The following is a 24,183-nucleotide window of genomic DNA, read 5'->3' as shown; positions in this document are numbered from 1 at the left end:
ACCGCTCACCAGAAAGAGGAACCGCGTCATGGAAATCACCGATGTGCGGGCGCACCATATCCGCATCCCCTATGACGCCGGCGTTGCGAACTTTCGCCAGGGCGCGTCCGCGATCACCGCCCTCGACATGGTGCTCATCGAGGTCTCGACCGATGCCGGACTGACCGGCTGGGGCGATGCCTTCGCCTATGTCTGCCCGCGCACCACGCGTAGCGCGGTGGAGGAGATGATCGCGCCGCAGGCCCGCGGGCTGAAGGTGCCCGATGCCGCCGGCATTCCCGCCGCGATGGAGCAGATCCAGCGCAACCTGCACCTGTTCGGCCGCTACGGCATCACCATGTTCGCGATCTCAGGGCTCGACATCGCGCTGTGGGACCTTGCTGCCAGGATTGAAGGCGTGCCGCTGCATCGCCTGCTCGGCGAAAACAGGCGCACCGCCATCCCGGCCTATGCGAGCCTGCTGCGGATCGGCTCGCCCGACAACATCGCGGCCGAATGCAGGAAGGCGCTCGCGCTCGGCTATGGCGCGATCAAGCTGCACGAGACCACGACGCCTGCAGTGCTTGCCGCGCGCGAGGCGATCGGGCCGAGCATTCCGCTGATGGTCGACATGAACTGTCCGCTCACGGCCGAGCAGGCGATCGCATTCGCAACCGCATGCCGCGACGCGCGACCGATGTTTCTGGAGGAGCCGATCTGGCCGCCGGAGGACTTTGCCGCGCTCGCCGAGGTCCGCAGCAAGGGCGGGCTCGGCGTCGCCGCCGGCGAGAATGCCTGCACGGAGGTTCAATTCCGCCAGATGATGGCGGCGGGCGCGGTGAGCCACGCCCAGCCGTCGGTGATCAAGGTCGGCGGCATCACCGAATTCCTGAAGATCGCGGCGCTGGCCGATCGGCTCGGCGTCAAGATCGTGCCGCACTCCCCGTATTTCGGCCCCGGCCTGCTGGCGACGCTGCACCTGCTCGCAACGCGCGAGGACGGGCTGGTCGAGATGTTCTATCTGAAGCGCGAGGCCTGCCTCTGGGGCGGCCGCGCGGATAGCGATGCCACCGGCCATGTCGCGGTGCCCACAGGGCCGGGGCTCGGCTATGAGCCTGATCGGGGCGTGATGGAGCGCTATCGCGTGGCGTGATTGCCGCCTTTATTTCGCAGCGTCCTTCGGCGGCGGCGCGTCCTGCTTCTTCTTCAGGTCCTCGGCCGTCTTCGCCTGCGCGGCCTGGAGATCGCTAAGCGTCTTCTGCAGGCCGGCGATGCCTGTCTTCAGCGCGTCGATCTGGCGAGCCGCGGCATCCAGCTTCTGCTGGTGATCGAGGTTCAGCTTGGTAATCGTCTTCTGCAGGAAGTCGACATTGCTCTGCAGGCAGCTGGTGCGCCGCTCCATGGTCTTCTCGACCGTGCAGATCTCGATGCCGGGCACGTCCTGCGCGTGCACCGGCGCACCCGCCAGCGTTGCGAGCAGCAATATCGCGAAACAAAGCCCGGCATTTCGAAGCAGCATGAAGGGTTCCTCGTCCGATCGATCACGGCAATGTGCGCTGTTTGCGCGCAGCCGCCAAAGGCTACCACACTCGTACCGCATTCTCGCGTTGAGCTTGGCTTGTTCCCCTGGGACGGGGAGCAGTGAACGGCACGCGGAAGGGGTGGGCGCTCTTCCCGCGGCTTTGATTAGGGGAGATTTTTGGAATGGCAACGCGCGATAGACGATTGGCGGAATTCGACGGCGCCGGAGAACCACCGCCGGGCCTGGCGCTCGAAGTGCTGTGCGAGGACCACAGCGGAACGTACCAACTGCCGTTCGCCTGCCGTTATGTCGAGGGACGCTGGCAGAACCATGAGGCCGGCATTGCGGTCGAAGCGACCGTCATCGGCTGGCGCCTGCCGCGCGTGAAGCAGCGCGGCGCTGCCTGACGCCTTCATGGCTGTTCCAAAATGCAACGGCGCCGCGCTCCGCCTTAACCTTCGGAACGCGGCCCGAACGAATCACGTCCGAATCAGCGGAAGCGCCGTGTACGCAGCTGTTCACGGCTAGATGTCGGTGCGGCTGTGCAGATGCGTACAATATCTGTGCGGCGCGGCCAGCGGCACTGGCCTGTCACGGGCGCCAAAGGTTAATCCGGACAAGGGCCTGGCTCGCTCAGACCGCCGCAACCGGTCCCGCCCCCGAAACAGGCAAGGCGACGCCGGACCTGCCTAATATTCGACCTCGAGCTCCTCGATCTCGGCCGGCTCCTCGCGCGCGGCCGCGATCCATTCGGCCATCTCGGGCATCGCCATGATGGTGTCGGCATAGGCCTTCAGCGGCGGCTCCAGCTTGACGTCGTAGGTGACGAAGCGGGTCACCACGGGCGCGTACATCGCATCCGCCATGGTGCGCCTCTCCCCGAACAGGAACGGGCCGCCCGACCTCTCCAGGCAGTCGCGCCAGATCGAGCAGACGCGGTCGATGTCGGCCTGCGCACGCGACCAGATCTTGAAGCCAGGGAAACGTCCTTTCAGATTCACCGGCAGCGAGGCCCGCAGCGTGGTGAAGCCGGAGTGGATTTCGCCCGAGATCGCGCGGCAATGGGCGCGCTGCACGCGGTCATCCGGCAACAGGCCGGCGGCCGGCATCACCTCGTTGAGATATTCGGCGATCGCCAGCGTATCCCAGACCACCGCGCCCTCGTGCCGCAGACACGGCACCAGGATCGAGGACGACAGCAGCAGGATTTCGGCGCGCGCCGACGGATCGTCCGGCGCGGTGACGATTTCCTCGAAATCGAGCCCGGAGAATTTCGTCAGCAGCCAGCCACGCAGCGACCAGGACGAATAGTTCTTGCTGCTGATGGTCAGTGTCGCCTTTGCCATAGGGCTCTTCCCTCACGCCTGATCGCGGGCACCGCGCTGCAGCGCGGACCTGCCCGTGACCTGTGCTTCCCGCCCGGAGAGCAGCAAGCGACGTGCCAATTTTCCGGGCGGTCCGGCCGCCGTCTGGCTTCGATATTGCATCACGACATGAGACAGGTGGGCATTTCAGCATGATGTCGATGTACTATCAGGCCTTTCAGAACCACATGGACCTGACCGCGCCGTGGCGCGCCGGGGCGTCGTCCGCGCTCAAATTCCTCAATCTGGTGCCTCAAGGCATGTCGGATCAGGTGGTCGGCCGGCTGTCGGCGGCGCTGGAGCTGATCTCGCGCTCCACCCTGACCTATCACCGTCCCGCTTACGGCATCGACAGCGTCAGGGTGGGCAGTCGCGAAGTCGCCGTCAGCGAGGAGATCGCCTACGCGACGCCGTTCGGCTCGCTGCTGCATTTCAGGAAGGACGGCATCAGCGAGCAGCCGCGCATGCTGCTGGTGGCGCCGATGTCCGGCCATTTCGCGACGCTGCTGCGCGGCACGGTGCAGACGCTGCTGCAGGATCACGACGTCTACATCACCGACTGGCACAATCCGCGCGACATCCCGCGCAGCGAAGGCCGTTTCGGGCTCGACGACTACACCGAGCATCTCATCGACTTCTTAGGGCAGCTCGGCCCGCGCCCGCACATGGTGGCGATCTGCCAGCCTTCGGTGTCGGCGCTCGCGGCCGCCGCGATCATGTGCGAGGACAACCATCCCTCGCGCCCGGCGACGCTGACGCTGATGGCGGGGCCGATCGACACGCGCATCCAGCCTACGAAAGTCAACGACTTCGCCAAGAGCAAGCCGATCGAATGGTTCGAGCAGAACCTGATCAACTACGTGCCGATGCAATGCCGCGGCGCGCTGCGCAAGGTCTATCCCGGCTTCGTGCAGCTCACCGCCTTCGTCTCGATGAACCTCGAGCGTCACATCAAGCAGCACATGGACCTCGCCAACCACATCGCCAAGGGCGAGAAGGAGAAGGCCGCGACCATCAAGACCTTCTACGACGAATATTTCGCCGTGATGGACCTGCCGGCCGAGTTCTACATCGAGACCGTGCGCGACGTGTTCCAGGAGCATCTTCTGCCGCAGGGCAAGCTGATGCATCGGGGACGTCCGGTAAACACCAAGGCCGTCAGCCGCATGGGGCTGATGACGGTCGAAGGCGAGAAGGACGACATCTGCTCGATCGGCCAGACGCTCGCGGCACAGGATCTCTGCACCGGCGTGCGCGCCTATCGCCGCGTCCACCACATGCAGGCCGGCGTCGGCCATTACGGCGTGTTCTCTGGCCGGCGCTGGAACAACGAGATCTATCCGCTCTTGCGGGATTTCGTGCACGTCAATTCGTGAGGCGCCTCAGCCCGACCACTCCTCGCCCTAGACCTGCACGACGTGGCCGGGCGAGACTTCGCGATACTGCCGCACCGGCGGATGGTAATCCGGCGCACGCACCGGGCTTCTAATCTCGTCGTTCGAGACCTCGCGCCTGGTGCCGCGGCGTGACGGATCTGGCACCGGCACGGCGGCCATCAGCTTCCTGGTATAGGGATGCTGCGGATTGCCGAACACATCGGCGCGCGGGCCGATCTCGACGATCTCGCCGAGATACATCACCGCGACGCGGTGGCTCATGCGCTCGACCACCGCGATGTCGTGGGAAATGAAGAGATAGGCAAGGCCCATGCTGGCCTGCAGGTCGAGCATCAGATTGACGACCTGCGCCTTGACCGAGACGTCGAGCGCCGAGACCGCCTCGTCCGCGACGATCAGCTTCGGCCCGAGCGCGAGCGCACGCGCGATGCAGATGCGCTGGCGCTGGCCGCCGGAAAATTCGTGCGGAAAGCGTGCGGCCATGTCGGCGGAAAGACCGACGCGCACGAGCAGGTCGGCAACCTTGTCGCGCGCCTGCGACGCCGTCGCGAGCCCGTTGGCGAGCAGCGGCGCCGCGATCGCCGTTCCCACCGACATGCGCGGATTGAGGCTCGCGAACGGATCCTGGAAGATGATCTGCATCCGCTTGCGGAAGTCGCGCAAGGTGCGGCCGTTCATGGCCAGCACATCCTGACCGTCGATCAGGACCGTGCCAGCATCCGGCTCCGTCAGCTTGAGGATCGAGCGGCCCGTGGTCGACTTGCCGCAACCGGATTCGCCGACCAGCGCCAGCGTCTCGCCGGCGCGCAAGGTGAAGGAGACGTTCTCGACCGCATGGACGCGGCCCGAGACCTTGCCGAACAGGCCCGAGCGGATCGGAAAGCGCGTGGTGAGGTTCGCGACTTCCAGCAGCGGGCGCTCGGCGGTCGAGACCGTGTCGGGCGTCTCGGCCGGCTCGTCGGAGGTGCCTGTGACCTTGTCCACGATGGGAAAGCGCATCGGCCGCGCGCGGCCATCCATCGAGCCGAGGCGCGGCACGGCCGCAAGCAGCGCGCGCGTGTAGGGATGCGAGGGCGCCTCGAAGATGCGCGCGGTGGCATCCGTCTCCACCGCCTGGCCGCCATACATCACCACGGTGCGATCGGCGATCTCGGCGACCACGCCCATGTCGTGCGTGATGAAGAGGATCGACATCCCCTCCTCCCGCTGGAGCTCCTTCAGCAGTTCCAGGATCTGGGCCTGGATGGTGACGTCGAGCGCGGTGGTCGGCTCGTCCGCGATCAGGAGCTTTGGCTTGCAGGCCAGCGCCATCGCGATCATCACGCGCTGGCGCATGCCGCCGGAGAAGCGATGCGGATGCTCGTTGAAACGGGACTTCGCCGCGGGGATGCGGACGCGATCGAGCAGGCGGATGGTCTCGGCCTCCGCCGCGGCGCGCGACAGGCCGCGATGCTGGACCAGCGCTTCCGCGATCTGGAAGCCGATGGTGAGCACCGGGTTGAGGCTCGTCATCGGCTCCTGGAAGATCATGGCGACGTCGTTGCCGCGAATGTCCGTCATGCTCGCTTCCGGCAGCGCCAGCAGATCGCGGCCGGCCAGCATGACGCGGCCCTCGACGCGGCCGATCTCCTTCGGAATGAGCCGCATGATCGACAGCGCGGTGACGCTCTTGCCTGAACCGGACTCGCCGACGATCGCCACCGTCTCTCGCGGCCCGACGTCGAAGGAGACGTTGCGGACGACGGGAATCCATCGCCGCTCCAGCATGAAGGAGGTGGTGAGGCCCGCGACCGACAGCACCGGCGCCTGTGCTGGGGCGGAGGCTGGGGCTGGTGCGCTTGCGCCGATGCTCATGCGAATGTCCTAATAGCCGCGCGTTCGATCGACACGCCCCGGCAGTTCCTCTCCGCGGCGATGGCGGCCGATGACGTCGAGTACGAAATCGACCGCCGTATCCGGCGCCGTCATGGCCGCATTGTGCGGCGTCAGCAGGATGCGGGGGTGGCTCCAGAACGGATGGCCTGAAGGCAGCGGCTCGGGGTCGGTGACGTCGAGCACCGCACCCGACAGCGCGCCGCTGTCGAGGGCGGCGAGAAGGTCGGCCTCGATGAGGTGCGGACCGCGCCCGACGTTCACAAGGGACGCACCGCGCGGCAGGCGCGCGAACAGGTCGGCATTGAGGATGCCGCGCGTCTCGTCGGTCAGCGGCAGCAGGCAGATGAGGATGTCGCTCTGCGCGAGAAATTCTGGCAGCGCCTCAGCGCCAGCATAACAGGTGACGCCCTCGATCTCGCGCGGCGAGCGGTTCCAGCCCGATAGCGGAAAGCCGAACGCCTTGAGGCGCTCGAGCACGGCCTGCCCGAGCTGGCCAAGCCCCATGATTCCGACGCGCCGGCGCCTGGCCGGCGTAATCCGGATCTCGCGCCAGACCTGCTCCTTCTGCTGGCTGATGAAATCGAGGAGGTCGCGATGCAAGGCCAACACGGCCATGGTGACGTATTCGACCATGGTCTCGGCAATGCCGGGCTCCAGCATGCGGACCAGCGGAATGTGCGCCGGAAGTTTTTTGGCATCAAACTGATCGACGCCCGCTCCGACCGAGAACACCAGCTCGAGATTGGGGAACGTCGTCGCGATATCGTCAGGCGGCACCCAGGCGACGAGATAGCGGATAGCGGCGGGATCGCCGATATCAGGCCAGAGCCGGAACGGCACATCCGGCGCGCGCTCGGCGAAGAATGTCGCCCACTCGGCGCCGCGCACCATGTTGGCCCTGTAGAGAACCGTCATGCGGTCCTCAGAACGGGCTGACGGGCGCCAGCCGGCGGCCGTCGATCATGCGCCTGTGGCTGTAGGCGGCGGGATCGACCAGCGGCGTCGCGCCCGTCACGAGGTCGGCGGCGAGCTTGCCGGCGGCAGGGCCGATGCCAAAGCCGTGGCCGGAGAAGCCGGTGGCAAGGAAGAAGCCCGGCAGCGCATCGACCGGCGAGATCACCGGAATGGTGTCCGGCGTGCAGTCGATGGTGCCGCCCCAGGCTTCCGCGATCGCGACGTCCTTCAGCTCCGGGTTCGCCTTGATCAGCGACGCCAGCGCGGCATTGACCAGCGACATGTCGGGCTCGGGATCGCGCACGCGCTCGGTCTCGAACGGCGACGGCTTGTCAAAACTCCAGCTGGTGCCGCGCATGATCTGGTCGAAGAACGACTTGCCGAACGACAGCTTCAGCCCGTTCTTGCGATGCAGATAGGTTGGCCAGAACGTGCGCGCGTAGCGGAACAAATCGGGCGACAGCTCGACCGTGCCGCGGTTGCGCAGCGCCAGCGTGAAACCGCCGTCGAGGCGACGGCGAATGCAATAGAGATCGGTGCCGAGCGCGCCCGAGGTGATCTCCGGCGCCGGCGTGGTCCGGCATGCGGTGGCGTTGACGAGACCGATCGGCAGCTCGATGCCGTGGCGCCGGCAGAACAGCGACGACCACGCACCGCCGGACAGCAGCACGGATTGCGTGCGGATGGTGCCCTTCTCGGTGACGACGGCGCTGACCCGACCGCCGGTCGTCTCCAGCCCGCGCGCCGCGCAGCCCTGATGAATGGTGACGCCATGTTTTCGCGCGGCCGTCGCCAGCGCGGGCACGGCCATCGACGGCTCGGCGCGGCCGTCACTCGGCGTGTGCAGGCCGCCGACCCAGCTGTCGGTATTCCCCGGCATGCGCTCGGCGACCTCGGCCGGCGTCAGGACGGTGGAGTGGACCTGCATCTCGCGCGCGACGGCAGCCCACCGCTCCCAGCTCGCCAGTTCGTCCTTGCTCTTGGTCAGGAACAAGACGCCGGTGCGGCGGAAGCCGGCATCGACGCCGGCATCGTTCTGCATGTCCTCCCACAGAAGCAGCGCCTCGCGCGCCAACGGGATCTCCTCGCGCGCGCGGCCCTGCTGGCGGCACCAGCCCCAATTGCGGCTCGACTGCTCGCCGCCGACATGGCCCTTCTCGACCAGCGCGACGGAGTGGCCCTTCTTCGCCAGATGATAGGCCGCGGAGACGCCGATGACGCCGCCGCCGATGACGACGACGTCCACCTGCGCCGGCAGGCGATCGTCGCTATTGATACGGTTGAGCGGCGGGGACATGGGCACTCCTGGAAGTCAGTTCGATCGGGGCTTACGTATCATGGGATGTTCATGCGCGGATCGAGCGCGTCGCGCAGGCCGTCGCCGAGGAAGTTGAAGCTGGTCACGGCCAGCGTGATGGCGAGGCCCGGCGCAATCGCGAGCCACGGCGCGCTGGTGAGATAGATCTGCGCGTTGTTGAGCATGTTGCCCAGGCTCGCGGCCGGCGGCTGGACGCCATAGCCGAGATAGCTGAGATAGGATTCCAGCAGGATCGCCTTGGCGACGTTCAGCGTCGCCGCCACCACGATCGGCGCGATCGCGTTGGGCACGAGCTCGCGGAACATGATCCGCAGATTCGACGAGCCGAATGCGAGCGCGGCGACCGCAAACTCACGTTCCCGCAGCGAGCGAACCTGGGCCTCGACGACGCGGGCCACCCACATCCAGGCGGTCGCCGCGATCAGCACGGTGGTGGTGACGAGACCCGGCTCGGTGAGCGCCGCCAGCGCAAGGAGCAGGAAGATGGTCGGAAAGCACAGCACGGCGTCGACGAGCCGCATCAGCACCGCGCCGACCACGCCGCCATAGAAGCCGGCAAAGGCGCCGACGACGATGCCGACGGCCATGGCGATCACCATCGCGACGATGCCGATCGTGAGCGAGACGCGGCCGCCCATCATCAGCCGCGCCAGCACGTCGCGGCCGAGCTCGTCGGTGCCGAGGATATGCGCGCCGGACAGCGGCGGCGCGAACCGCTTCATGATGTCGATATAGGTGTCGTCGAACGGCAGCAGATAAGGACCGAATGCCGAGCCGAGCACGAGCACCACAATGATGACGGCACCGGCAAGCGCCAGCCGATGCCGACGGAAGCGCCGCCATGCGGCCTGACCGGGCGCGAGCTGTGCGGAAGTGAGGGTTGCAGCCGTCATCGCCTAGCCCACCCGGATGCGCGGATCGACGACGGCATAGAGGATGTCGGCGAGCAGCGAGCCGATCAGCACCATCGTCGCCGAAAACATCAGGATGCCCATCACCACGGGATAATCGCGATAGCCGATGGAATCGAGGAACAGCCGCCCCATGCCGGGCCAGGTGAACACGGTCTCGGCCACCAGCGCGCCGCCGAGCAGCGTCGGAAACTGCAGGCCCGCCACCGTGATCATCGGCAGCAGCGCGTTGCGCAGCGCATGCACGGTGAGGATGCGCCATTCCGGCATGCCCTTGGCGCGCGCGGTGCGGATGTAGTCCTGGTTGATCACCTCCAGCATCGAGGAGCGCATGAAGCGGCCCCACATCGCGGTCTCCACCAGCGCCAGCACCATCGCGGGCGCGATCAGATGGTGCAGCAGGTCGAGGAAGGAGCCGTCGCCGACGGTCTGCCGGTTGCCCGCCGGCAGCCAGCCGAGCTTGACCGAGAACACGTAGATGGTGACGAGGCCGAACCAGAAGGTCGGGATCGACAATGCGATCATAGCGCCGACCGTGGCGAGCGTGTCGAACAGCGAATAGCGCCGCAGCGCGCCAAGGATGCCGATCCAGCAGCCGAGCAGAACCGCGATGATCGTCGCCGTCGCCATCAGCTCCAGCGTGGCGCCGAGATGCGAGGAGACCACCGACAGCACTGCCTCGCCGTCGCGATAGGACTTGCCCCAATCGCCCCGCACCATGCGGCCGAACCAGTCGAGATACTGGATCGGCAGCGGCCGATCGAGCCCGAGCTGTTTCGTGACGCGGTCGAGATCCTCCTGGGTCATCTGCGCGGAGGCCGCGAATTGCGACAGCGGACCGCCCGGCGCCAGGTGCAGGATGGCGAAGCCGATCGCGGAGACGATCACCAGCAGCATGATCGCCTGCGCAAGGCGGTTGACGACGTAACGGGCCATCTCAGGCTGCCCTGTGCAACCGATCCATCAGGCCCAGTACCATTCGCGGATATTCCAGCAATTGATGGAGGTGTTGATGTTGGGACGGAAGCCCTGCAATCCCTCCTTCACGCCCTCGGCGATGAAGCCCTGGAACAGCGGCAGGATCGCAAGGTCGTTGCGGATCAGCTTCTGCAGCTCGCCATAGGTCGTCTTGCGCTGGGCGATCTCGAACTGCCGGGCGCCATCGGCGAGCAGGCGATCCGCCTCCGCGCTCTTGTACTGATAGGTGTTGAAGCCGCGGCCACCCTTGGCTGGGATGGCGCCGGAGCCGAAGCGCGGCGTCACATCGGGGTCGCTGCCGAGCATGAAGTTGACGGACACCAGCACGGAATTGAATTTCGACTGCTGCCAGAAGTCGCCCCAGATCACGGCCGCCGGCATGTTGTTGACGCGCATCGCAGCGCCGATCGCGCGCCAGTCCTGGATCAGGAGCTGCTGCGTCTGCTCGCGCACCGCGTTGCCCGATGTCGTCGAATTGGTGAATTCGAGCTTCACCCCGCCCTTCTCGCGCACACCGCCGGAACCGCGCGTCCATCCGGCCGCGTCGAGCAGCGCATTGGCCTTGGCGGGATCGTATTTGTGCTGCGGCAGGCCCTGCTGGAACGACCAGGCCTGCTGCGGCACGAAGCTCTCGGTCTGCGTCGGCAGGCCGTAATTCAGCGCATCGATGATCGCCTGCTTGTTGATGGCGAGATAGAGCGCCTCGCGCACGCTGCGGTCGGCGAAGGGACCGAATTCCAGATTGGGCGCGATGTGCTCCACCGACGACGTCGCCGAGACGAAGATCTTGCGGCCCTTCAGCGTCTTCGCCTCCTGCACGAAGTTCGGCAGGATGCCCTGCAGGCCGGTGTAGTCGACCTGGCCGGTGCGGAACTGGGTGTAGAGCACGGTGAGATCGGGAATGTATTTGAACACCACGCGTTCGACGTAAGGTCCCTTGCCGTGATAGCCGGCATGGGCATTCAACTGGATGTGGTCGCCCGGCACACGCTCGGCCCAGCGGAACGGACCGGTGCCGACGGGCGCGTTGTGGAACGGCGAGGCATTCGGATCGGACACCTTCTCCAGGATGTGCTTGGGCACGATGAAGGTGAGCGACAGGATCGACATGTAGGGCGAATAGGGCGCTTCCATGCGCCAATGGATCTCGTCGGGCGCGACGACCTTGATGTCCTTGACGAGGCTATGGCCGACGCGGTTGCGGACGCGGAAATCGGGATTGTTGATCAGCTCGAGCGAAAACTTGACGTCCTCGGCCGTGAAGGCCGTGCCGTCGTGCCACTTCACGTCATTGCGCAGCTTGATCTTCCAGGTCAGGCCGTCGGCCGACAGGCCTCCGTTCTCGATCGTCGGCACCTCCCGCGCGAGGTCGGGGACGAACTTGCCGTCGGGCTCGATGAACCAGAGCGGCGAGAACAGCTGCCACCAGACGCCCTGGTCGACCTCGATGCCGGGCATCAGCGGATGAAAGACAGTCGGCTCCTGCGACAGCGCCGCGATCACCTGCCCGCGCGGCTTGTCCGGAGGATTGGTCGGGCGTTCGGTCTGCGCAAAGGCGTTGCCTGAAAGCGTCCATCCCGCTGCGGCGCCCGCGCCAAGCTGGAAGAACTGCCGGCGATTTGGAATGCCGAAATGCAATCCGCCAACGCCGAACTTGCCGGTGCTGTCTGCCATGACCAGTCTCCGTTCCCGCACGCGGCACCGTCTCCCGCGCCCCCGAGACCCCGGCAAAGGGACAGGAGTGGGCTTTAGTGCTTCTAAATTTTTCGATCAAAATTTCATCATGACTAAATACAGCTGTCAATCGCATTGCTAGTATGCGGGACCTTTTCACTCTGATTGAAGTCCCAGGCCGATCCGGTTCGGGGCGAGATGATGCATGGGAGAGCGACATGGATGGTCGCGGCGATACGAACAGTACCAAGGACGCCCCGACCGTCGAGGCGGACGATGCGGTCGATCAGCGCCTCGGCGAGACCGTGCGGCTGCTGCGTCAGCGTGCCGGCCTCTCGATCCAGGACGTGGCCACCAAGACCGGCCTGTCCACCGGCATGATCAGTCAGCTCGAACGCGCGCGCGCCATGCCGTCGATCCGCACGCTGCGCCTGCTCAGCATCGCGCTCGAGGTGCCCATCTCCTATTTCTTCGAGACCAGCGATCCCGCCGACGTGCAGCGCTACATCGTGCGCAAGGGCAGTCGCCGGCTGCTGCGCCTCACCGCCAGCGGCGTCGTCAAGGAAGCCCTCACGCCGCAAGGCAAGGGCCAGCTCGAGCTCTACGAGCTCACGCTCAATCCCGGCGCCTCCTCCGGCACCGACTTCCTGCAGCACACGGGCGAGAAGGCCGGCTACATCCTCTCCGGCAGCCTGCGGCTGTGGCTCGACAATCAGGCCCATGTGCTGGAAGCCGGCGACAGTTTCCGTTTTCCGAGCGTCGTGCCGCACATGTTCGACAACCCGACCCAGCAGGCGGCGCGCGTGATCTGGGTGACGACGCTGCAGCAGACCGATTCGTCCGCAGGTTGAGGCGCCCGCCGCCCGGTACCACCGGAAATTGCCCCTCGACGACGCCGCATTGAATCTGTAGCTCACGTGGGACCGGAGTAATGTGGCGGGCGGACGTGGGGGTCCGTAACGGACGTCGTTGGTGTGAGACCATGAAACTCAGGGGGCTTCTGACACGCGCGATGGCCGCACAGGTCGTCGTGACCGCGGCGGCCCTCCTCGCCTCCTCTGCCGTGTCCGGACCGGGGTTCGGCATGGCCCAGGTCTCGGCCCTCATCGCAAGCGCCGTCGTTGCCGTTCTGCTCGCGCGCCTCTGCAGCGGCGCGATCGAGAGATCGGAGGGGAAACACGACCTCGCGCAATCGGCCGAACTGGCGCGGGCCCGCAGCGACGCTGCGCAGATGACGCAAGCCGTCATCAGGACCGCGCTCGATGCCTTCATCCAGATCGACGACAACGGCACCGTGCTGGAATGGAGCTTTCAGGCCGAGGCCCTGACCGGATGGACGCGCCAGGAGGCGCTCGGCGCCGACGTCGTCGACCTCATCGTCGCCGAACCGCTGCGTGCCGCCTTCAGGCAGCGCATGACGCGGCTGGTCCCTGAACTATCGAACGCACCGTCGGGCATGCGCTTCGAGCTCACTTTGATCCACCGGAACGGCGACCGGATCCTGGCCGAGGCCTCCAGCACGGTGCTGCGGCTGGGCGGGCGCGCCATCATCAACACCTTCGTCAGGGACATCACCCAGAAGCGCGCCGCCGAGGAGCAGCTGGTGCAGTCGCAGAAGATGGAGGCGGTCGGGCAGCTCACCGGCGGCATCGCGCACGAATTCAACAACATGCTCACGGTCATCACGGGCACGATCGAGATCCTCGCCGATGCCGTCAAGGACAACCCGCCGCTGGCGACCATCACCAAGCTGATCAGCGAAGCCGCCGACCGCGGCGCCGCGCTGACGTCGAGCCTGTTGTCCTTTGCCCGCAAGCAGGCGCTGCAGCCGGCCGATATCGACGTCAACGAGCTGCTCGAAGAGCTGGCAAAGCTGCTGCTCGCCACCTTCGACAAGAAGATCGAGATCGCGACCCGGCTCGACCGCAACGTCTGGCTCGCCTTTGCCGACCGCGGCCAGCTGAGCTCGGCGCTGCTCAACCTTGCGATCAACGGCCGCGACGCCATGCTGGACGGCGGCCGGCTGACGCTGACGACGCGCAACGTCGTGTTCGGCGTGCGCGAGGCCATTGCAGTCGGCGCCGGCTATGCCGGGGACTATGTCGAGATCGAGATCGCCGACACCGGTTCGGGCATTCCACAGGCCATTCTGGAGCGCATCTTCGATCCGTTCTTCTCCACCAAGGAGGTCGGCAAGGGCACCGGTCTCGGGCTCAGCATGGTGTTCGGCTTCGTCAAGCAGTCCGGCGGCGGCATCAAGGTCGCCTCCGAGGAAGGCCGTGGCACGGTCTTCACGATCTATTTGCCGAAGGCGGAGGCAAGCGCGCTGCGGCCGACCGGCTATGACGACCGCAAGATCATCGGGGGCAAGGAGACCGTGCTCTGCGTCGAAGACGACCACGACGTCCGCCAGTATGTCACGGTCCAGCTCGAAGGCCTCGGCTACACGGTCATTCCGGCTGCCAATGCGACCGAGGCCCTCGCGGTCGCGGCCGAAGGCAAGCCGTTCGACCTGCTGTTCACCGACATCGTGATGGCCGGCGGCATGAACGGGCGCGAGCTCGCCGAGCAGATGGTGGCGGCGCGCCCTTCCCTGCGGGTCCTGTTCACCTCGGGCTACGCCTACGACTCGCTGCATGCGCAGGGACGCGCCACGATGGGCGCACCACTGTTGCGAAAGCCCTACCGCAAGGCCGAGCTCGCGAGGATGCTGCGCCGCTGCCTCGACACCGCCGTCGATTCCGCAGGCGACGCGATCCCGACGCCCTACTCGGTGCAGGCCGATGTCGAGGCTTTCCTGCGCAAGCAGGCGGCGGAAAAGGACAAACGTTAGCGCTCGGCCCAGTGCAGACCATCAAGAAGAGCATTGCGTAAGGCCTGCTTTCCCAATGGCGGCGCCCGCATTTCCGTTCCACGAACTGGACCCATCTGGCCAAATTGCTATCATTGGTTGCTCAATTATGAGGTGACCCAATGTCGGCAAACATCAACTCTGTGGTGCTGGCGGGCTTCGGAGGATTGCTTCCGACCACGGCGCAGCTGGCTGCGTCATTTGCAGCGCAACCAGAGCAACCGCTTCCGCACTGGCATATTCTTTATGGAATCGCATTGTTCTTCCTGATAGGCGCCGTTCTAGGCTTCGCCTTCAACAAGGAAAGTGATCTCGCGAAGGCCGTGGTGATCGGCATATCGGCACCTGCACTGATAACCAATATCCTCAACGGGGCGTCGGCAGGCGCCAACAAGGTCCCGCAGCAGATCCCGCCGAAGGTGATCGAACTGCGACCGCCCGAGCGAAGTTCCTGGTGGCCCGGACTCGTGACATTCGCCCTTGCGCAAACACCGCAACCGAGTGCTTCGACGAATTCTCCGGCCGGACACAAATCCATCGTGCTGTCGACGTCCTACGCCGGGCAAAGCCGCCCCGACAACAACAACTCACTGGCGATCGTTGCGATTGGAACGAACGGCCAGAGAACGTCACTCGGATTTTTCAGTCCATCTCAGTTCGCCGTGCTGCCGGTCCCCGACGACACTGCGAAGCTATCGATCACGGCAGGCGATAGTCTCAATCGGGAGTTGGAGCTGTGGCCTGATGGCAAGGGCCCGCCATCGTTCGTCGTGAACGTGAGGTTGCTGGGCAGAGCCACCGCCACGGGGGATCTCTTGTGGTCCCTGGGCGCAGACCGAAAAGCGTCCATTGTCGACGCGGACATCACGAAGGTGCCCCTCGCAGCTTACGCGCCGCCCACCACCACAGATCAAGGTGCGCGGAGCTGTGGCGACGAAAAGACGCTTACATCGCTGCCAGGAAGCGGCACCGCGCAGGTCACCTTCACCAACAGCGCCGATGCGCTTCGCAACGTCTACTGGATAAACTATGCCGGCCAGCGGGTCTTCTACCAGGCCCTGCAGCCTGGACAGCACTACGTGCAGCCCACCTTCATCAACCATCCCTGGGTGATTACCGACAGCGGAGGCGCATGCAAGGCCGCGCTCATCACGCAACAGCCAAGTGTTGATTTTCTGATCAAGAATTAGGGACGAAGGACGTCCGCGGCCGCTCCCGGAGCTTCAATGGCCACGGCACGCGGGAGGCCGATCACCACGATAATCCAAGCTTCAGCTCATCCTTCGCCGCAGCGTCGCCGACGGCGTCTCGCCGAATTTTTCGCGGTAGGCGCCGGCCATGCGGCCGAGATGGGTGAAGCCGAGATCGAAGGCGATGTCGGTGATGGAGGCATCGGGCGATCCCTGCGCGAGCCGGGCGTTCAGACCGGCAAGGCGCATGTCGAGCAGCATCTGCGAGATCGACAGGCCGAAGTGACGGCGAAAGCCGAGCTGAAGCGCGCGAATGCCGATGCCGGAAGCGCAGGCGAGCTGCGCGAGATCGAGCGGCTCGCGGGCGTTGTCCGCCAGATGGTCACGCGCTTTGCGGAGCGCGCGCGGCAGCCGCTCGGCCCGGCCCGAAAAGGTGTGAATCGCATCCGACAAACCGTGGCGCTGGCCATTGAGCAGATGATCGAGCAGAAGCTCGCGCCAGTCGGCCATTGCAAGCGGAGACAACGCGCCCGGAGGACCAAGACGCTCGGCGAGCGTCATCAGCTCGACGAGGCTACACCGCAAAGCCCGCCCGGCCGGCGCCTCCAGGTCGATCACGGGATCGAACTCGACGGTGCCAGAGGCCCTGCCCGACAGCGCCGCGGCGCGCTGCTCGACCATACGGCGGTCGAGCAGCAGGATCGCCTGCGCGCAGTCGCGCCACATCATCCGGGTCGGGATCGTCGGCGACAGCAGCGACGCCGTCCGGTCGGGTGCAGCCTCGAGCTCGGTGATGCCGGCGCGAATATGGGCCGTGCCCGTGAGCGGGACCTGCACCAGGAAGAAGCGCTCGAGGCAGCCGGGATCGATGCCGACCGAACCGCCATAGGCGACGTAGTTGATGGAGAAGCCGTCGAAATCAGCGCAATTGTGCCGGGCCGAGAAACCGGCGGCGCGCGCCTTTGCCGGCTCGAGATCGTGCGGACAGAAGATGCGCCCGATCTCTTCGGCCGCTTCGTCGACGTCGTCGGTGGTGACGCGGGCGAAATCCGCGAGCCGTTCGGCTGCGGACGTCCTTGCGCTCATTTCCAGCACGGCTGCGGACATCGTCGACCACGCTTCGCGTCACGGAATTGCTTTAAGCCTATAATAACTCCCGCGAGCCGAGAAGAGCCGCGCCGGCAAAATTGTCGTGCTGCACGGCAGCAACCGCCGCCGGATTCGTTTAGCGGATAGACAGCGCTCCCCTGCTGACCCAAGCTCCATCTTCGCCGGAATCCATGGGAGCGCGACATGACTGCACTCGAAAAAGGCATTACCGCCAACGGCACAGGCTACGGCGGCAAGACCTGGAACATTTTGGGCCAGGTTTATTTCCCCAAGGCTGTCACCGACTCCACCTTTGCATTCGAGACCAACAGCGATCCCGGCCAGTTCGTGCCGGTGCACATCCATCCGACCCAGGACGAGTTCATCCTGGTGCAGGAGGGCACGCTCGACCTCAAGCTCGACGGCAAATGGGTGAAGGCCCACGCCGGCGATCTCGTGCGCATGCCGCGCGGCATCCCGCACGGCTATTTCAACAAGTCCGACAAGCCGTGCCGTGCGCTGTTCTGGGTCTCGCCGATGCAGAAGCTGGAGGCGCTGTTCGACCAGCTGCACAATCTGACCGACCCTGCCGAAGTCGTGCGCATCTCGGCACTGCATGAGGTCGACTTCCTGCCGCCCGAAGCCAACGACTAGGCGAAAGCTTTCCGTCCACCTTCATCTGCTTGCAGCAACGCCGGCCGCGCGCTTTGCGGCCGAACGTGGCCGCTTGCGCGCGGACAACACATCGATTGCGAGCAAACCCATGGTCAGTCCCAAGCATGTCTGCGTGATCGGCGCCGGCGTCTCCGGCCTTGCTGCCGCCAAGGCGTTCTCTGCCCGCGGCCACCGCGTCAGCATCGTCGAGCGCAGCGGAGATCTCGGCGGCGTCTGGGAGCCGGCGCGCTCCTATCCTGACGTGCAGACGCAGAGCCCGAAGGAGCTCTACCGCTACACCGACCGCGCCATGCCGCAAGCCTATCCGGAATGGCCGACCGGGCCGCAGGTCCATGCTTATCTTGCCGACTACGCCAGGAGCTTTGGCCTCGATCGCATGCTGCGGCTCGGCACCGAGGTCGCCGGCATGGCGCGCCGCGCCGACGGCAGCCCCGGATGGTCGCTGACGCTGAAGAGCAAGGACGGCGCGAGCACCACCGAGGATTTCGATTTCGTCGCCGTCTGCACCGGCCAGTTCAACGAGCCACGCGAGCTGCATTGCCTGGGCGAGGACGGCTTTCTGGCGCAGGGCGGCCAGATCCTGCACTCGTCGACATACGGCGATCCGGCGCTGGCGAAAGGCCGTCGCGTCGTCGTGCTCGGCGGCTCGAAGTCCGCGACCGACATCGCGGTCAACGCGGTGAAATCGGGCGCAAGCGAGGTCACCATCGTGATGCGCGAGCCGGTCTGGCGCATCCCCTATTTCATCGGCGGGCTCGTGAACTTCAAGCGCATCCTCTACATCCGCGCGCAGGAGGAGATGTTTCCGGGCTGGGGCATCAGCGCGATGGGACGGCTCGCACATCGCATCGCCGCGCCGCTGGTGTGGGCGAACTGGCGCGGGCTGGAGAGTCTGCTGAAGGCGCAGCTCAAGCTCGGCCGCTGCAACATGGTGCCGAAGGAGCGGATCGAGGACGGCGTCAACTGCTCGGTGCCGATCGCAACGCCCGGCTTCTATCCGATGGTCGCCGACGGCCGCATCAAGGCGGTGTTCGGCACCTTCGATCATTACGACGGCGACAGCATCGTGACGAGCGGCGGCGAGCGGATCAAGGCCGACGTCGCCGTGCTCGCGATCGGCTACAAGCTCGGCGTGCCGTTCCTGCCCGAAGCCTACAGGCAGAAGCTGGTCGATGCCGACGGGCAGTACCGGCTCTACCGCCTGATCGCCAATCCTGACCTTCCCGAGCTCGGCTTCGTCGGCTTCAACTCCTCGTTCTGCACCGTGCTCTGCGCCGACCTCGCCGCCAACTGGCTGGTGCGCTATGCCGACGGCCAGCTCGCCAACCAGCCGACGGCACAAGCGATGCGCGACAACATCGAGATGATGCTGCACTTCAAGCGCGTCGAGCGGCCGGCCGCGGGCGTCTATGGCGGCCTGTGCGTTGCGCCCTATCACTACCGCCATTTCGACGAGCTGATGGCCGACATCGGCGCGAAGGAGCAGAAGCGCGGCGGCCTCAAAGGGCGCTTCCAGCCGCCGGATGCGGATGCCTATGCGAAATTCCTGGCGACGGCGCCGGACTACCGGGCAGCCTAGGAATTGCGGCTGAGCGGGATTTGCGTCTCGCCAGCCCGCGCTCCTGATGCTTACGATCTCCTGGCCAGCGAATCGATGGGAAACGGCCATGGGGTTCAGACGTCTCGCAGTTCTTGCGGCTGTTGCGTTGTTCGTCGCAGCGCCCGCCGCCGGCCAACAGCGCGCGCTCACGGCCCGGCAGTCCGAGGCGCTCGCCGCCTATGACAAGGCGCTTGCCGAATTCAAATCGATCCTCGCCGAGCGGCGACGCCAGATCGACGCGAAGGAGCCGCTGCCGAACCTGCCGGGACAGGCGCTCTATCTGGCGCGCGTTGCGGTGATCAGTTCGTACAAGGACCTCACCGACGCCATGCCGTCGCGGATCGGCAAGCCCAACAAGTTCGAGATTCCGCCGGCCTATTTCGATGCCGAGATCGAGCCACTGATCGACGAATATTCTGGACTCTTCGACGTCATGGAGGCGCCGCCCGCCAATGCGCAGAGCTCGCCGACGCCGTTCAAGGACGTCGTCGATCTCGGCACGGTGATCGCGCGCGCCAAGGGCCTTGCACCCGAGCACGCCGCCGCTGCAGGGCGTATCAGCCTCGGGCTGTTCTTTGCCGAGACCAACGGCAAGCAGAACGTCCGCAACGGACGCTCGAACACCTATATGGGCAGCTTCCAGACCGGCCCCTCCGAGGATCGCAACGGCCACAGGAAATGGCAGGCCATCAAGAGCGAGATCGCCGCGATCGATCCGACCTTGAGCGCGCGCGACGACAAGGAGGAAGCGCGCGCCCGCGGCACCGATCTCCGCTTCACCCATTGGACCAACGTGCGCGACGGCCTGATGAACGCCCATGCGGACGTCTTCCGCGAGATCCCCGCCATCGTGAAGACGCTGCCTGATGCGATCGACCAGATGAAGCTGTTCGAGCTGATCCAGATCGTGCCGACCCCGACGCGGTCGGCGCTCAAATCCGGCGATCTCCTGAACTACAGGGTGTCCAGCCCCACGATCATGAAGCACCTGCGCAACAACAGTATCTTTGCGTTCGGACAGGCCGACCGCGCGCGCACGTCCGCCAGCTTCCGCGAGATCCTCGCGGCGATGTTTCTGTTCAACCGGAAGTTCGAGAAGGCGATGGCGAAATACGCGGAGATCAGGGGGCGGTAGTGTCGCGCCGGGTAACCTTGCCGGTTTGCCCTGGTCCGTTCGTGCGAAGGGCGACCGATTTGATCGGCCGCCCTCCTCTCCATTTTCACGTCGCCGGGATCAATGACGACAAAATCCGCGGCCGGACCAATGGTCAGTAACGCGTCAAGCCCGGCCCGCCGAAGCGGTAGTTGATCCGCGCAGTGACGATATCGAGGTCCTGACCGATGCTGTTGGTCGTGGCAACCCCTGCAGGGGCGGCCGCAAAGCCCAGGGTCCGACGATCGAGGAAGATGTGATCATATTCCACGCCGACCGACCAATTGGGAGCGAAACCGTACTCCACGCCGGCGCCGACGGTAGCTCCCCATCGCGTATCGCTGCTGGAGTTGATCAACGCATTGGTCGCCGTGAAGGTGTGGGTGTAGCGGCTATCCACCACGGCCGCGCCGCCCTTCGCATACAGCAGCACATTGTTCCAAGCCCAACCGACTTGGCCCGTGAAGAGACCGAAAGCGCGCACCCGGGAATTGATGGTGAGGTCGCCCGGCGCGAACACGAAGGCAGGCGACGACACCCGCGATCCGTTCAAGTCGGCCCAATCACCCTGCGCCTCCAGACCGAACACCCAGGACGCCGACTGCCAGCGATATCCGACCTGACCGCCCGCGACGGCGCCGTCTGCGTCGTGACATCCCTCGCTTGCGGTCGCGGGGATACCTGCAAAGCTCACGAAGTCCCAGCAATTGCGGCTGGTGCCGTATCCACCGTTGCCGCCGATGTAGAAGCCGCTCCAATCGTAAACCGCCGCGATCGCGGGCGGCGCCTTAACGTAGGGCCTTGCCGCCATATCAGCGGCGTGAGCATGGGTACTCAACGCCAGTGCCGCCACAGCGACACCGGCAAGCATTGTTTTTTTCATGTTTAATCCCCTTGGGCTGAAATGCCGTAACAACTAGACACCATTGAGCGGGGCTTCGCTGTAGCCGTGAAAACACGGGCGTGCTCGACGTTAGGACAGGAGAGTTCCTCCCAGTCGTGAACGTTCAGACCAAAAAGTGTAATTAAATCAATGAAGGATGGCGCCGACGTACCGAACATTCCGGAACTCAGCTTTGGTTGAGGCGGCGCTATCTGTCCTTCCGCACCGAAAAACGGTTCTTTCGCTTTTCGAACGCGAGGTACTTTTCGATCGTGGCCTGAAGTTCATCGGCCAATTCCAGCCGCCGCTCGGGGGTGTTGAGGCCACGCTGAAGTTCGAGCACCCGGCCGGCCATTTCCTGGCAGATCTTCGCAAGCATTTGGTTCATAGCACAGCTTCCCTCGGTGACTAGAACGAGAGGAAGTCGGTCTTGGATCACATCCAATCCGGGACCTAGAGAACTCGCGCCAAAGCGAAGCGATCCTGCGGACGGCAGTAAAAGGCAGGGCGACCGATCGCGCGTCTTACCCCACTCAAACCTACTCCGTGCGGATCGGCGAATCCTTCAGGCCGTTATCGTCATAGGCCTTGCGCAGCGTGCCGTTGGTCGTGGCTTCGGTCATGAACTTGGTGACGAACCCCAGTGCCTTCTGGTGACCGAGCGGGACGGCGACGGCCGTCACCGTTTTCTTGAAGGTCTCGTCCAGCACCCTGGTGCCCGGGATCTTCTGGGCCATCTTGTTGAGCTGATCACGCGACAGCGCGAAGGCGTCGATCTCGCCGCTCCTCAGCAGGTCGAAGATCTCGTCGTAGGTCTGATAGCCCGTGACCTTCGCATGCTTCAGATGCGCGATCGCGCCGCGCATGGTCGTCGTGGCGTTGACGGCCGCGACCTTGATTCCGGGCTGGTCGAGCGTCGCGAAATTGGTGACGGCGGAGCCGGGCTTGACGATATAGGTGGCGTCCGCGACCTCGTAGATCGGGCCGAACATCATTTTGGTCTCGCGCTCGGGATCCCTCGGGAGCCAGGTGACGTCCCAGGTGCCTTTTGACGCGGCGTCGGTGATCTGCCCGGAATTCTGGTGCACGACATATTCGACTGATACTCCGAGCTGGGCGGCCATCGCCTTGCCGAGATCAACGGGAACGCCGGCATAGCCGGCTTCGGTCTTGGTCGACCAGAACGCCCCACCCGCGGGGCTGATGGCGATCGCGACCCGCAGCTTGCCGGTCGGTGCGATCTCGTCCTTCAAGCCGTCTGCTAACGCGGGCATCGCAACCATCGCAGCGAGAGCGAGGCCGGCGAGGACCGGCCGGAATGGCGTTGGCATGTCATGGTCTCCTCACCTTTTCTTCTTCCCGGCCGTTCTATCCGGCTCGCGCGGCCTTTGACACAATTCTGGTCGATCGTGCGCCCGGTGAAAAGCAGTTTGTCATGACAAATCTGTCAAAGGCCACACCGCCCCGTGCAGCACAAGGCCGGCGACTGCCATGGCTATGGTGTTCCACGGCCGGGCATTTGTTGGTAGCCTGCCGCACCGACAGACGATACTCGGGGGCTACCGAATGACCGCATCGAATCCCGCATCTCCCGCACGGCGCAATGAAGCGTGGAGACAGGCCGGGCGGACGCTGGCCGCCGCGGCGGCCGTGGTCGCGCTGACGGGTTGCGAGGACAAGAACACGTTCGTGGCACCGCCGCCGCCCAAGGTGGACGTGGCGACGCCGGTGCAGCGCCCGGTCACGCGCTACATCGAGGCCACCGGCAACACCGCGCCGATCAAGAGCGTCGATCTCGTGGCGCGGGTGCAGGGCTTTCTGCAATCGATCGACTATCAGGACGGCAGCTTCGTCAAGCAGGGCACCCAGCTTTTCACGATCGAGCCGGAGACCTACAAGCTCAAGCTCGAACAGGCGCAGGCCGCCGAGGTCGGCGCGCAGGCCTCGGTCCGTCAGTCCGAAGCCGATTACAAGCGGCAGGCCGAGCTGGTGCAGCGCCAGGCGGTGTCGCAAGCCACGCTCGACAACTCCACCTCGGCACGCGACAACGCCCAGGCCAATCTGCAGCAGGCGCAGGCCAACACCAAGCTCGCCCAGGTCAATTACGGCTACACCAAGGTGACGGCGCCGTTCGACGGCATCGTCAGCGCCCACATGGTCTCGGTCGGCGAGCTCGTCGGCGTCTCCTCTCCGACCCAGCTCGCGACCATCGTCGCGATGGACCCGATCTATGTGAACTTCACCGTCAACGAACAGGACGTGCTGCGCATCCGCGCCGAAGCGGCCCGGCGCGGGCTCACCCCCGCCGATATGAAGCAATTCCCGATTCAGGTCGGACTGCAGACCGAAACCGGCTATCCGCACGAGGGCAAGCTCGACTACGTCTCGCCGACCCTCAATCAATCGACCGGCACGCTGGCGGTGCGCGGCCTCGTCCCCAACGACAAGCGGGTGCTGCTGCCCGGCTATTTCGTCCGCGTCCGCGTTCCATTCGACCAGGAGAAGAGCGCCCTGCTCGTCCCCGATACGGCGCTCGGCAGCGACCAGGGCGGCCGCTATCTGCTGGTGGTCAACGGCGACAACGTCGTCGAGCAGCGCAAGGTGCAGATCGGCCCGGTCGACAACGGGCTGCGCGTCATCGAGGGCGGCCTGAAGCCGGAGGACCGCGTCGTCATCGCGGGACTGCTGCGGGTGATCCCGGGCCAGAAGATCGATCCACAGGTGACGAAGATCGAGCAGTCGCAAGCCTCGAGCAAGTAAGGGCTGCCAG

22 protein-coding genes are annotated in these 24,183 nt (G+C 65.3%); 10 read left to right on the top strand and 12 right to left on the bottom strand.

The window, feature by feature from the left end:
* Positions 1 to 28 precede the first annotated feature (28 nt).
* On the top strand, positions 29 to 1,132 hold the full coding sequence (locus tag CO669_RS14010; RefSeq protein WP_097660382.1) for a mandelate racemase/muconate lactonizing enzyme family protein: 1,104 nt from the start codon (positions 29 to 31) through the stop codon (positions 1,130 to 1,132).
* Between the two features lie 9 nt (positions 1,133 to 1,141).
* On the opposite strand, the gene CO669_RS14005 is transcribed toward CO669_RS14010, so the two are convergent.
* The gene (locus tag CO669_RS14005; RefSeq protein ID WP_097660381.1) at positions 1,142 to 1,498 is read right to left on the bottom strand and encodes a hypothetical protein; all 357 of its coding nucleotides are present in this window, start codon (positions 1,496 to 1,498) and stop codon (positions 1,142 to 1,144) included.
* Positions 1,499 to 1,683: 185 nt separating this feature from the next.
* Between CO669_RS14005 and CO669_RS14000 the strand changes: the two genes are divergently transcribed.
* Positions 1,684 to 1,908 (top strand): hypothetical protein, encoded by a 225-nt coding sequence (locus CO669_RS14000; protein ID WP_028138161.1) that lies wholly within the window; start codon positions 1,684 to 1,686, stop codon positions 1,906 to 1,908.
* A 282-nt stretch (positions 1,909 to 2,190) separates the two neighbouring features.
* Here CO669_RS14000 and CO669_RS13995 read toward each other — a convergent pair whose 3' ends face one another.
* Positions 2,191 to 2,847 carry a glutathione S-transferase family protein gene (locus CO669_RS13995; RefSeq protein ID WP_097660380.1) on the bottom strand — a complete coding sequence of 219 codons (657 nt, stop codon included), beginning with the start codon at positions 2,845 to 2,847 and terminating at the stop codon, positions 2,191 to 2,193.
* Positions 2,848 to 3,017: 170 nt separating this feature from the next.
* Here CO669_RS13995 and CO669_RS13990 point away from each other — a divergent pair, with 170 nt between their 5' ends.
* Entirely contained in the window at positions 3,018 to 4,241 is a 1,224-nt protein-coding gene (locus CO669_RS13990) for a polyhydroxyalkanoate depolymerase (RefSeq protein ID WP_097660379.1), read from the top strand.
* Positions 4,242 to 4,268: 27 nt separating this feature from the next.
* On the opposite strand, the gene CO669_RS13985 is transcribed toward CO669_RS13990, so the two are convergent.
* Genes CO669_RS13985 through CO669_RS13960 form a run of 6 tightly spaced genes read right to left on the bottom strand, consistent with a single transcriptional unit; the run spans position 4,269 to position 11,972 of the window.
* On the bottom strand, positions 4,269 to 6,116 hold the full coding sequence (locus CO669_RS13985; RefSeq protein ID WP_097660378.1) for an ABC transporter ATP-binding protein: 1,848 nt from the start codon (positions 6,114 to 6,116) through the stop codon (positions 4,269 to 4,271).
* 9 nt (positions 6,117 to 6,125) lie between these two features.
* A complete protein-coding gene (locus CO669_RS13980; protein ID WP_097660377.1) occupies positions 6,126 to 7,052 on the bottom strand; it encodes a 2-hydroxyacid dehydrogenase in 927 nt (308 codons plus the stop codon).
* A gap of 7 nt (positions 7,053 to 7,059) precedes the next feature.
* Positions 7,060 to 8,388, bottom strand: coding sequence for an NAD(P)/FAD-dependent oxidoreductase (locus CO669_RS13975; RefSeq protein ID WP_097660376.1), 1,329 nt, complete (start codon positions 8,386 to 8,388; stop codon positions 7,060 to 7,062).
* A 38-nt stretch (positions 8,389 to 8,426) separates the two neighbouring features.
* Positions 8,427 to 9,302, bottom strand: a complete 876-nt coding sequence (locus CO669_RS13970; RefSeq protein ID WP_097660375.1) for an ABC transporter permease — start codon at positions 9,300 to 9,302, stop codon at positions 8,427 to 8,429.
* 3 nt (positions 9,303 to 9,305) lie between these two features.
* Entirely contained in the window at positions 9,306 to 10,256 is a 951-nt protein-coding gene (locus tag CO669_RS13965) for an ABC transporter permease (RefSeq protein WP_097660374.1), read from the bottom strand.
* 27 nt (positions 10,257 to 10,283) lie between these two features.
* Positions 10,284 to 11,972: a peptide ABC transporter substrate-binding protein gene (locus CO669_RS13960; RefSeq protein ID WP_097660373.1), complete on the bottom strand. Its 1,689-nt coding sequence runs from the start codon at positions 11,970 to 11,972 to the stop codon at positions 10,284 to 10,286.
* 218 nt (positions 11,973 to 12,190) lie between these two features.
* Between CO669_RS13960 and CO669_RS13955 the strand changes: the two genes are divergently transcribed.
* From CO669_RS13955 to CO669_RS13945, 3 genes are all read left to right on the top strand, one after another.
* Positions 12,191 to 12,823, top strand: coding sequence for a cupin domain-containing protein (locus CO669_RS13955; protein WP_097660372.1), 633 nt, complete (start codon positions 12,191 to 12,193; stop codon positions 12,821 to 12,823).
* A 131-nt stretch (positions 12,824 to 12,954) separates the two neighbouring features.
* Positions 12,955 to 14,805: an ATP-binding protein gene (locus CO669_RS13950; protein WP_097660371.1), complete on the top strand. Its 1,851-nt coding sequence runs from the start codon at positions 12,955 to 12,957 to the stop codon at positions 14,803 to 14,805.
* Positions 14,806 to 14,945: 140 nt separating this feature from the next.
* Positions 14,946 to 16,013: a VHL beta domain-containing protein gene (locus CO669_RS13945; protein WP_097660370.1), complete on the top strand. Its 1,068-nt coding sequence runs from the start codon at positions 14,946 to 14,948 to the stop codon at positions 16,011 to 16,013.
* An 81-nt stretch (positions 16,014 to 16,094) separates the two neighbouring features.
* Here CO669_RS13945 and CO669_RS13940 read toward each other — a convergent pair whose 3' ends face one another.
* Positions 16,095 to 17,120 carry an AraC family transcriptional regulator gene (locus CO669_RS13940; RefSeq protein WP_097660369.1) on the bottom strand — a complete coding sequence of 342 codons (1,026 nt, stop codon included), beginning with the start codon at positions 17,118 to 17,120 and terminating at the stop codon, positions 16,095 to 16,097.
* Positions 17,121 to 17,306: 186 nt separating this feature from the next.
* On the opposite strand from CO669_RS13940, the gene CO669_RS13935 reads away from it, so the two are divergent.
* The 3 genes from CO669_RS13935 (at position 17,307) to CO669_RS13925 (ending at position 20,512) form a co-directional block, all read left to right on the top strand.
* Positions 17,307 to 17,756 (top strand): cupin domain-containing protein, encoded by a 450-nt coding sequence (locus tag CO669_RS13935; protein ID WP_097660368.1) that lies wholly within the window; start codon positions 17,307 to 17,309, stop codon positions 17,754 to 17,756.
* A 109-nt stretch (positions 17,757 to 17,865) separates the two neighbouring features.
* Positions 17,866 to 19,356, top strand: coding sequence for a flavin-containing monooxygenase (locus CO669_RS13930; protein ID WP_097660367.1), 1,491 nt, complete (start codon positions 17,866 to 17,868; stop codon positions 19,354 to 19,356).
* Positions 19,357 to 19,444: 88 nt separating this feature from the next.
* The gene (locus CO669_RS13925; protein WP_097660366.1) at positions 19,445 to 20,512 is read left to right on the top strand and encodes a hypothetical protein; all 1,068 of its coding nucleotides are present in this window, start codon (positions 19,445 to 19,447) and stop codon (positions 20,510 to 20,512) included.
* A 133-nt stretch (positions 20,513 to 20,645) separates the two neighbouring features.
* Here CO669_RS13925 and CO669_RS13920 read toward each other — a convergent pair whose 3' ends face one another.
* From CO669_RS13920 to CO669_RS13910, 3 genes are all read right to left on the bottom strand, one after another.
* The gene (locus CO669_RS13920) at positions 20,646 to 21,413 is read right to left on the bottom strand and encodes an outer membrane protein (protein WP_097660365.1); all 768 of its coding nucleotides are present in this window, start codon (positions 21,411 to 21,413) and stop codon (positions 20,646 to 20,648) included.
* A 208-nt stretch (positions 21,414 to 21,621) separates the two neighbouring features.
* Positions 21,622 to 21,801: a hypothetical protein gene (locus CO669_RS13915; protein WP_143278667.1), complete on the bottom strand. Its 180-nt coding sequence runs from the start codon at positions 21,799 to 21,801 to the stop codon at positions 21,622 to 21,624.
* Between the two features lie 151 nt (positions 21,802 to 21,952).
* On the bottom strand, positions 21,953 to 22,744 hold the full coding sequence (locus CO669_RS13910; protein ID WP_097660363.1) for a transporter substrate-binding domain-containing protein: 792 nt from the start codon (positions 22,742 to 22,744) through the stop codon (positions 21,953 to 21,955).
* Between the two features lie 235 nt (positions 22,745 to 22,979).
* Between CO669_RS13910 and CO669_RS13905 the strand changes: the two genes are divergently transcribed.
* The gene (locus tag CO669_RS13905; protein WP_198964005.1) at positions 22,980 to 24,173 is read left to right on the top strand and encodes an efflux RND transporter periplasmic adaptor subunit; all 1,194 of its coding nucleotides are present in this window, start codon (positions 22,980 to 22,982) and stop codon (positions 24,171 to 24,173) included.
* Positions 24,174 to 24,183: the final 10 nt, after the last annotated feature.

This window comes from Bradyrhizobium sp. Y36, assembly GCF_002531575.1.
Classification (GTDB): domain Bacteria; phylum Pseudomonadota; class Alphaproteobacteria; order Rhizobiales; family Xanthobacteraceae; genus Bradyrhizobium.
The sequence above is the reverse complement of the archived record's forward strand: the minus strand, read 5'-3'. Positions and strand labels throughout refer to the sequence as shown.